The organism is Desulfatiglans sp. (genome assembly GCA_012513605.1).
Taxonomy (GTDB): domain Bacteria; phylum Desulfobacterota; class DSM-4660; order Desulfatiglandales; family HGW-15; genus JAAZBV01.
Window position 1 is genome coordinate 1 of the sequence record JAAZBV010000113.1, and the last position, 10,534, is coordinate 10,534.

Sequence of the window (10,534 nt, forward strand, 5' to 3'; positions counted from 1 at the left end):
CCTGATTTTTTTTCTGAGAACTGTTCAATAACCGGTTCTATCTTGTTTTCAACAGTGCCGGGGAGAACTGTCGAGCGAATAACAATCGTGTGAAAGCCGGGTTTGTTTTTCAGGGCCTTGCCGATTTCTTCGGCCAATCGAAGAATAGCCCGTAAATCCTGGCTTCCGTTTGCCATTGCGGGTGTTCCTACACATACAAACGATAAATCTGTATTATTGATTGCAAATTCAGTATCATTTGTTACATCAACACGACCGCTTTCTATGGATGACTGGATCAAAGCCTGTATGCCTTCCTCGAGCACAGGCGCTTTTCCATTTCTTAATAGATCAAGTTTTATTGGATCCACATCAACACCCAGCACCTTATGTCCATCTTTTGCGAGGCAACCAAGAAGAACAGTGCCAACATATCCCAGGCCGAATACACTGATATTTAATTTCATGCCTTTCACCTCCATATTTATTATTTCTCCATAGTTATCATTGGCGTCAATTTCACAGGGTCCGTGATATTTACGGATTAGAAACAGACCAATTATTTTTTTGTTATTTTCGCAGGGTAAGAGTTTTTTCGATTATTGAATCCAGCTTTTTCATCGATGAAGGCCAGTTATGGCGATCCAGCATGCGGTTTCTTCCCGCTTCTGAAAGCCTTTGCCTCAACTCCCGTTCGGTCAGCAATCTGATTACTGCTTCTGCAAATTCTTCATGGTTTGAGCCGACCAGAAAATGCTCTCCGGGTTGGGCATCCACTCCCTCTGCCGCCACATTGGTTGTAACCACAGGAATTCCCATGGCAAGTGATTCCAAAATTTTATTCTGGGTGCCCCTGGCGATTTCAATGGGCGCCACATTAACAGCACATTTGCGCAGATATGGCCTCACATCAGGCACTGATCCGGTTACAGTTACGCCTTTAATGCTGCCGAGTTTTTTGATACTCCGTGAGGGGTCAGCTCCGACAATCATAAGCCTGATATCAGGCCGTTCTGATTTGATAAGGGGCAGAACCTTTTCACAAAAATCAATCATGCATTGCTGGTTGGGATAATAATCCATACGCCCGATAAAGCAGAGCGTATCAGGCTCATATGGTGTCTGGTCATAGGAAAAATAATCGGTATCTACACCATTCGGGAACCAGTCGATATTGTCTGTGACATTATAACCTTTTAAAGTCGCCATTTCCGCTTTAGTAGTACAGGTGCAAAAATCAAATTTTTTGGCCAGTGCCATTTCCGCCTGCTGAAGTCTTTTCCCCTCAATGGAGAATACTTTCTTCATGGGGAAGCTTCTGACCATGCTGTATAACAGCCATTTTTGAGAATCCATATCTCCAAAATCAAGAATTTTTGGCGTGTCTGTTATATCTTCCACATACTGTGCAACTGAGGAGCAGTGCACAAAAATCAGATCATACTTTTTCCCCGATCTTTCTTTTTTAATCTGCTCATCCAGTTCCCTTGAATAGAAAAACCCCATAGAAAATGGAATGGAAGTCGGTAAAGTTTTCAAGATATTTTTCAGGGCAGCAGGTTTTGAGATTTTTCCCATGAGGTAATTGCTGCAATAGTCCTTTAGCCCTTCTCCTGCGTGTGCCTCTGTGTCGGACCTGACAATTGAGGCAACTGTCACCTCATGGTTACGACTCAGGTGGCTTATGATATTAAAAGGTCTGATTTTTCCTCCACGCCTGGGCGGAAAAGGGAAACGATGACAAACAAATAAAATTTTCATGATATTTTTCCTGATATATAAAGTCTTTCCCTAAACTGCGTTTACAATTACAGGTTTAAATTTATTTTTTTAAATAATGTACAAATTATTCTGTTTACATGTGAATTGGGTCTATCTTAAAACTAATTTATCATCTAAGTCTTTTTAGACTTTAATAAACCATACAAAATATCCATGCCTTTTTTTCTCTCATTTTTACTGGTGCACCCTCCAAAAACAACAGCCAGTATAAACAAAAGTACAAAACAGATACCCTTAATAATTTCCGGAATAAAGCTATCATATTGTATTAAAGAGGACAAGACATAGAGGCCTGCGGCATAGGCAAAAAGCAGGGAAAGCCGTCCAAATTCAAATGATATACTCAGGGTTCTTTTACAGCTGAAATATGTGATAAGCGAAAATATAAAATAGGTTACAACAGTCATCCAGGCTGCGGCCATAAACCCGTATTTGGGCAGCAGCAGTATATTACCGACAATATTGACCAATGCGGCCGGGGCATAAGCAACATTTAAAAGCCATGTTTTATCCTTTAAAAATGCCCCCATATTAAAGAAGGTATAAAAGGCATGAAATGAGAGACCAAGGGCCACCAGCGGTATTACCTGATGCGCAGAAAAATAATCGGGTGCGGCGAATAGTTTTATAATAGAAATAGAAAACACGCTTAAACAAAATTGAGCAAATACATAAAACATCATGAAATAGGATGCGACCCTGGCATACTGGTATTTAGCGTCTGCCTGTCCGGCTATTTCATACATGGTAGAACCTGCCCATGCACGGTTAAAAGATTCAAGTATCAGGGCATTAAGCATGTAGGGGAATTTATATCCAAGGCTGTAGATTCCCACACTGGCCAGGGTCGCAAATCCCCTGATCAAAAAACGGTCTGCATTGTGCATTGCAGTTGCACACAACATGGCAGGAATCATTGGGAAACCGAATTTCAACATTTTTTTAAGAAGGTCTGTATTAATCCTGATGCCATTTATAACCAGACTATGGGCAGTCATCACAACAGCAGCAATCGAGCAGGATACAATATTGCCATATAACATTCCTACCGGCCCGAGTTCAAGAACAACAATAAAATATAAATTGGCACAAATTCCTATTACAAGCCTACCAAGGCTGTATATAATAAAAATTACAGGTCTTTTTGAGACAACAAAATACATCTGTGAAATGGTGATAACCAGGTCCGCAAACAAGATAGTCAGACTGAGGGTTATAAAATTAAAGTATGAACTGTCTCCCAGAATAAGTGATGCCAGTTCCGAATTGAATGACCAGCCTATCCCGTACCCTGCCAGACCGGAGAACACAACAAATGCAGTGCCGGTAGATATTACTATTTTGCGCGCTTCTTCATCTTTTTCACCATAATAGAAACGGGCCAGGCCGATATTTATCCCTGAAATCAGGATGATTCTGAAAATGTCATTTGTGTATGCAAGTATTTCCAGAATACCGTAATTAGAAGGGGTTAGGTAACGGGTATAAACAGGTAAAAGGAGAATGCTTGCGGCACTTCCGCTGACCCATGTCAGTGAATAGATCATGGAATGGCTTAAAAGCCTTTTAATGGTATTTTGAAGCACAGAATAGTTTCTTTATAATATATTGAGATTGAGGAGTTGTATGAAAAAACCATCAGTATGGAAGTGGTTTCCATACTGATGTAAAGTTTCTTAAATAATTATTATTGACTCACACCTTTAGGGGGCGCAGGGGGCGCACCAATAACATAATCCGGCCCAATATAAGAAGTGGCGATAACAAGATCATCAATGGTGTACCTTTGTTCAACATTTGTATTCGATGTGTTGGAAAATCTTTGAATATTTGCATTTCCACCTATTATAACTGTATTCCATCCAAGAAAATCAGAAGGGGGATTAACAACCCTTCCGCCGCAGTCAGAGCATGCCCTGGTGCCTGAAGCATCAGCGCCCATGTCTGCCCAGGGTATGTTGGTTTTTGAAATAGCCAAATGTCCATCAATATACATCAGGAATTCACCATCTGAAACTCCCTTTGCGGAATTTCCTTTTAACTTATACTCAATAGAGTGCCATTCACCATCCATAAGTATATCTTCCCATGTCAGGCAGTTTGAACCAAGTGTGCAATTGGTAACAGAATCAGACAAACCATATCGAAAGAAATCATTTGCTACATCATCAGGCATATTATTATACCCATCACTGGGGTAATAACAGGATTGTTTTCGTATGTGCATTCTGAAAACTGCCTGGCCATTCCAGTAAAAGTTGGTGCCGCTTGCATACTCTTTAGCAAAACCTGGCACCACTGCGGGCCAGTTGTCACCATCTTTAAAATAACTCCAATAACTACCGCCAGGCCTGGTGTGTTGCATATGTCCCATTTTAATAGTGGAAGTACCATTATCATTCCAAACCCAGTTATCTGAAAACTTTATATAGTATCGCATGTAAATGGTTTCATAGTTACCATTCAAAGCGACAACCAATAACCCGTCATTGGTCCAGTCTTCAGCCAGAGATGCATCTAATGGTTCAACATAAAAATTAAAAGCCTTGCCGCTTCCACCTCTGGCGTTTTCACCGGTTATATTTAGTGTGTTTCGGCCAACCCTTCCATCAGAAAAACCGGTTCTAGCAACACGGTATGCAGCATATTTTGCGGTCCCATCAGGGCACCCTGTACAGGCCCTTATTGCATTACCATCACGAGAAGATATAGCACCACCATAGGCTGGCTGTTGGGGGGACCAGTCTGAGTGATCATCAAAATTATCACTGAAAAGGACTCCAGCCTGGACGGCACTGCTTAATGCCAGCATTATCATAGCGCATAAAAATGATCCAATTAGTCTATTCATAATAAAACCTCTCCTAAAAAAATTAATTTCATAAATTTTTATGCATCTAATGTGCCAAACCTAAGAGAATAGTACCTTTTTCAAGATTTACAAAACAGCATGGAACCCTAAAAAAACCAATCTGCGTAAAATATCCAACTAAAACAGGAGGTAATATAATAGTAGTTAAGACTAAGATGTTAACATGCGTATCATTTTTTATAAGAATATATGCCCGATTAGTTAACTTACATAAAAGTAATGTGCTAAACAACTATGGTTTTCGTTTACTTTTTTGCACAATAGTGCCCTATTTACTTATTTCAACCGGACCCTGCCCTACAGGAATAATTTACAAATAACTGAATCTGTTTTTTTTGACACTTTATTTCTGAAAATTAAAGTTGCTTCATATAACAAGGAACATGTTCGCGCAAACAAATATACAGCAGCAATTATATAGCAATGTCCCATTGTTTTAAATGAAGAAACCCTAGCCTTTTTTTTAAACATCAATAGTACAGGTAAAAATAAAAAAGCCAGCAAAAATAAAAAGCCAATTTTTTTTTGACATAGTCCTGATATTAAAAAAGATAATAAAATAATAAAATTTAGCAGTGGGACAAAAACACTCAGGAATTCGGTTGCCTTAAAAGTACATGCAAATGATTTAATGCTTCCTTTCCCCCTCCAAAACTCTCTTTTAAAAATTTCATATAAGGTTTTTGATTCTCTCAGGTGAATAGTATCTACCCTCTTCTCAAGTATAATATTTTCCTTTTTCCGCAACCTGTTACAAAGGTCCACATCCTCTGCAACCTTGAGATATTCATTGAAACCGCCAATGGCAAAAAAATCTTCTCTTTTTATAAAAAAGTTGGACGAACCCAACCAATTGATATACCTTGGTTTATCTACACCAGTAAATAAATTGAACCATGCCCTTTCAACCCAAGTTGCATTTTTTAGGTCAGGGATAGCCCGGGTCCCAACCATAGAAACTTTATCATTGGAAAAATTACTTAAACAATATGAAATCCATTTTGGATCTACTAAACAATCTGCGTCTAAAAAACCTAATATCAAACCACTCGAGCTTCTAGCTCCTACATTACGAAGTTTTCCAAGACTTGAGTAGGGGTCTTCAATAACTTTACAACCATATTTTAAAGCAATTGCTCTGGTTGAATCTTCTGATCCATTATCAACAAGAATAATTTCGGCTTTCCCTCCCCATACTTCAATAGCGTTTGTTAATTTATCAAGGCTTTTTCCAATATAGCCTTCTTCATTTTTTGTAATAATAATAATGCTTAGTGGTTCAAGTATTGTTGTTAACATGGTTCCTTTAGTATTTCTTTTTCCAGTGATTTTACCCGAAAAATAACATATGCTTTTTATCCTCGGATCGGTAAAACATACCTGCATTCATCGTAATAGACAGTGCGTTTAATTAAACTATTTACCAAATTTGATCCTGACAATAATAAGTAAAATTCGACATTCTCTTTTACGTAGCCTTATTGGATTAAAGGTTTGAGCTATGCTCTTAAGTTTTATTTAAAAAGTTAGGTGGTGTATCCACTTGTTTGTTTGCCGACACCTCTGACCTAAAATATCTTAATTTTCCAGAACTTTCACGTGGCAACTCATCAACATGGAAAACCTGCAACTTTATCCCATCCCCTAGTGCCTTATGCAAAATATTTAAATATTCTTTTTCTGTATTTTCCGAATATAGCTGATCTCTAACGATATAAATCTCTATTAATTCAACACGTTTCTGTATTACTAAAAAACTTTTCACATGTCTTTTTAGTGTATAGGCAAATATTGCGTCATATATTTTTCTTCCATCTGGTGTTATTACAAAATCATCAACCCTCCCCTTTATTGATTTAATAACCGGGAAATGAACTCCACACTCACACCTTTCTTTAGTTATGATGCCTCGATCCCCTAATTTATAACGTATAAAAGGCATATAATTTGAATTCAATTCTGTTACATATAAATCACCTTCCTCATCATAAACCTGGATACCTTCACTTAAAACCTCCAAGTAAACATTATGTGACATTACATGCATTTTGTTATGTTTACATTGAAAGCCGATAACACCTATTTCAGTGCAACCATACTCATTAATGGTTTTTGCAGAAAATATTTCTTCTATAATACCAAGTCTTTCAGGCAACAACATTTCTCCTGTCAAAATTACACCTTTTAAATTAAGAGCTTTAAAAGACAAATTGTTCGCCTTCATAAAACTGGCAAATTCATATATTAAGCTTGGGTACCCATAACAATAATTTGGCCGGAATTTAAGCATATGATAATAGTATTGCATCATAGTCTCTTTTTCTAAATTAAAAGCTGAAAAGCGAGTGCGATTCATGAAAAAATCTTTTAGTTGTTCTTTAGCTTTTGCCTGTTGCTTAACAGGCATCCCCCAAAAACGAGCTTGTTTATCCCCTATTTTAATATCATGCCATGAATAGGTATGGTACATAACTGCGTCCATAAATGCTGTTGCAATACGTTCTTTGTAAAATATTAGAGGTTCGCCAGTTGACCCACTGGTTGACCTTTTTGATACTCGTTTTTTAGGCAATGAATTACATTTAACTATTTCTTTTATATAAAGTTTTTTGTCGATAACCGGCACATTTTGCATATCTTCGTAGGACTTAATATATTTTTTGTATTGCATTTTATTAGGTAAATTATTTCGATAGAATGGGATGTTCTCTTTGCAATAGGAAAGGACATTGTTGATCCTCTCTATCTGATATTTTTCAATATCATTTTCATCATATGTTTCAATCTGTTTTACCTTGTTTATTAAAGGGCATATAAATTCTCCCCTTAAATAACGAATAGGGTAAAAAAACACATATTTTGCGATCGTTGGATACATATTATATGCCTTTTATATTATTAATGGAACAGTGCTCTCAATTTGCATTTAATGATTTCTAGCTCAAAACGAAATGTTTTAATGTTTAACAATTTGATAATGCTTTTTTTAGAACTAATCACTTGTATTTTTTCATCAGAAACAGTATTGCCGGTTTGTGTTTTAAAAGATATTGCATTAACTCCTGCATAAGCATGCATTCCGGCGTTCTGCATGATAAGAACCAGTGGCCTTGTCAATGTGCGGGTATCAAATGTGTTGAATTGCTCTATGGCCTTTTTAAAGAAAAAATCTGCCTTTTCCAAATACAGGTCTTTTTTATCCTGATTTGCATATTTAGCAGCATAGAGCAGGACATTACATTTACGGATCTCCTGTGCAGCCCAGGTTTCATTTGGAAACTCCAGTTGCTCCGGTTTGTCCAGGTAAGGGTATTCATTGACAGCTATCCATTCGGCATAGTGCAGGAGGCTTTTTTTAGCATAATGCCAGTATGCGTCAAACTGCTCATGGTCGGTTTTAAGATCAAGAAATTTGCCCAAAGCCTGCATAAACACTGTATACATCCAGCGGTTCTCCCTGTCCAGGAGCTCCATGGAAGGGATATCGTCTTCAGGGGAGATACATCTAAGAATAAGAGAATGTGCAGTTTTCAGATATATATAGTCATCGGTAAGTGCCCATGCATCTAAAAGGGCCGTCAAGGCATTACCGCTTGCACGACTGGGGCCATTTAAATTGTAAACCTTTTCAATTTCCACCATGCCAGGCAACCTGAACCGGGTCAGGCGAGCTTTAATGCGCTTGGCTCCTTTAATAATCTTGTTACTAAATGTATCATCAATCCCAATATTGCTTTCAACAAATCCGGCAAGTTCTTGAACAGATACACTGGAAGTAGCGCTCCCTGTTAAAAAATAGTGCAACAATAATCCCGAGGCATAATTGTGGGACAAGGCCGGTCCTCCCCCGTAATAGGCCATATTTCGCTGTTCCGCATGATGCCTTGAATAACATCTGTGGGTCGCAGTGCGGGCATCAATGTAATGCTCGGTATGCCAGAACATCCCATTGTTGAACTCAAGGCGGTCATGTTTCGTATGATAAATATCTATATCTTTAATATGACTGCAGAGCTGGTCAGCTATTAAAAACCATTTTGATTCACCTGTTTGAAAAAACTGGAATAAAAAACCATTTAGACAATCATATTGATTATTATAATGTGACACTAATGGTTTTTCACTTTTTTGGTTTACTGCCTCATGGTCTGCATAAAGTTCTCCAAAATTTCTCCAGCCGTATTCGTCTATGATTTCACGCCTTTTAAAAAAGGTATTATTTCCTCTTATTGCACTGTCTAACAGCGTTAAAATATCCTTATCCGGATTGTTCTTTTTCGATATGAGAAAAGGAATTGCTTTTGTGTTTAAATAATACTCAGGAGAGGAACAGGGCACTAAAGGGTTTTGTATCCAACCCAGACTCATATCATTTTTTTCTTCTGAACAAAGGAAATTGATAAAGAATGTATGTGTTTTCTGTTCTCCACCCTGAAGTTCAAAAACATCATTGAACTCTTCAGGGAATAGTTTTACTTGAAGAATATTTTCTTTTACGCTCAAGGCTTTCGGGAAATTCTGCCAGAAGTGTTGAATAGAACCGCCGATAGTAAAACGTGAGGAGTGAAGTGTGAGGATTGGATTAGCTCTGAAACCCTCTTTTATAATCTTCATTCCTGAACAGCCATCTGCTATACTCTTTGCACTTAGCTCTAAGTTATTGCTTTCCCCAGTATCCGACCTTGCCACCATCCCACCTTCCAGCAGTTTATATCCTCTGAAACTTGTTTTTACTTCATTATCTCTGTTCACATGATTCAGGCTCTGCCAGTTTTCACCGCCGCTGCTGTCCTGGTATATCAAAAGATTTGGAATATCTTTTGATAATTTTGAATTTTGAATTTTGAATTTTGAATCATTTTTAATCTCAGAATAAAAATGCTGAAACTTTTGTTTTTCCTTTTTTGGAAAATCCTGATAATCCATTGGGACAGGATCTTCATACAGTGCGAGGTCACTCTCAATACCTTTTTTGTCATCTGCAATTGCTATATTAATAGACAGGTCTTTAAAGTATTTGGAACCCTGATCTCCAAGGTCCCATAAGCCTCCGGGGTGTTTAGCGGCTTTTGGATTATGAATAGTGAATTCTATCTTTATTAAACTTGAGTTTAAAAAGAAATTAATTCTGGCGATAAAATTGGCAATCTGTTCTTTTTGATCTGTCTTAAAAACTCCATCTATCTTTATAGTGCTTTTAAGAGGGCCTTCTGTTTCTATATTGATACTGTTAATAAATGGGGTGAGACATTTTCCATTTTCATCTTTTAGAATCACGTTTGAATTTTTATTATCAATAATTACCTGATCCCCTATCATTACACTTTCAAATAGTTTAAATATTTTTGAGTTTAAGACAAACTTTGCAGCATTTGTATCCACCTCAACTCTCTTTTCAGTTTTAGTTATCCTTATCCCTTTTCCCAGGGGTAACAGAGATGAGTCCCTGCCAAAAAACAGTTCTAATTCTTTTTTTGTACATGCCTCTACAGACACCTGAAAATCAAGCAGTATCCATTTAATGCTTTTATCAGGCCATTCAGCCAGGGGTTGGGTCTGTAGAGGAACAAGCCCCTTTTCAGGGTCATTAAGATACAATTGTTTCGTATCATATAGAACACCTCTAGGGATAGGTATCCCAACTGTCACTGGTTCATTAACCCTTGTAATACCGGCATATTCTTCAATAATCAAATTGGTGAGTGGTAAAGAGTCAGTCGTGAGTGGTGAACTGTTAGTCGTGAGTGGCGAACAGTCAGTTGTGAGTGGTTTATTTTGCATCAATTTTTTCCGCCACGAAAAAGTAATCCGAACATAATAATTCTTCCTCAGCTAGATTTCGAAAAGAACTTGCCAGCTTATGCTTTATATTTATTAGCTCCTCTTTTGAAAATTCGTAGA

At 37.6% G+C, this 10,534-nt stretch carries 7 protein-coding genes; all 7 read right to left on the minus strand.

The window, feature by feature from the left end:
- Positions 1 to 446: UDP-glucose/GDP-mannose dehydrogenase family protein (locus tag GX654_15080; GenBank protein ID NLD38184.1), on the minus strand; the 446-nt coding region annotated here is incomplete at its 3' end.
- 103 nt (positions 447 to 549) lie between these two features.
- Positions 550 to 1,740 (minus strand): TIGR03087 family PEP-CTERM/XrtA system glycosyltransferase, encoded by a 1,191-nt coding sequence (locus GX654_15085; GenBank protein ID NLD38185.1) that lies wholly within the window; start codon positions 1,738 to 1,740, stop codon positions 550 to 552.
- A 134-nt stretch (positions 1,741 to 1,874) separates the two neighbouring features.
- Positions 1,875 to 3,347: an oligosaccharide flippase family protein gene (locus tag GX654_15090; protein NLD38186.1), complete on the minus strand. Its 1,473-nt coding sequence runs from the start codon at positions 3,345 to 3,347 to the stop codon at positions 1,875 to 1,877.
- Positions 3,348 to 3,448: 101 nt separating this feature from the next.
- Complete coding sequence (locus GX654_15095) at positions 3,449 to 4,612, minus strand: hypothetical protein (protein ID NLD38187.1); 1,164 nt, start codon at positions 4,610 to 4,612, stop codon at positions 3,449 to 3,451.
- A 318-nt stretch (positions 4,613 to 4,930) separates the two neighbouring features.
- Complete coding sequence (locus tag GX654_15100) at positions 4,931 to 6,019, minus strand: glycosyltransferase (protein NLD38188.1); 1,089 nt, start codon at positions 6,017 to 6,019, stop codon at positions 4,931 to 4,933.
- Positions 6,020 to 6,140: 121 nt separating this feature from the next.
- The gene (locus GX654_15105) at positions 6,141 to 7,511 is read right to left on the minus strand and encodes a phenylacetate--CoA ligase family protein (protein ID NLD38189.1); all 1,371 of its coding nucleotides are present in this window, start codon (positions 7,509 to 7,511) and stop codon (positions 6,141 to 6,143) included.
- A gap of 20 nt (positions 7,512 to 7,531) precedes the next feature.
- Positions 7,532 to 9,559 (minus strand): hypothetical protein, encoded by a 2,028-nt coding sequence (locus GX654_15110; GenBank protein ID NLD38190.1) that lies wholly within the window; start codon positions 9,557 to 9,559, stop codon positions 7,532 to 7,534.
- Positions 9,560 to 10,534 lie beyond the last annotated feature (975 nt).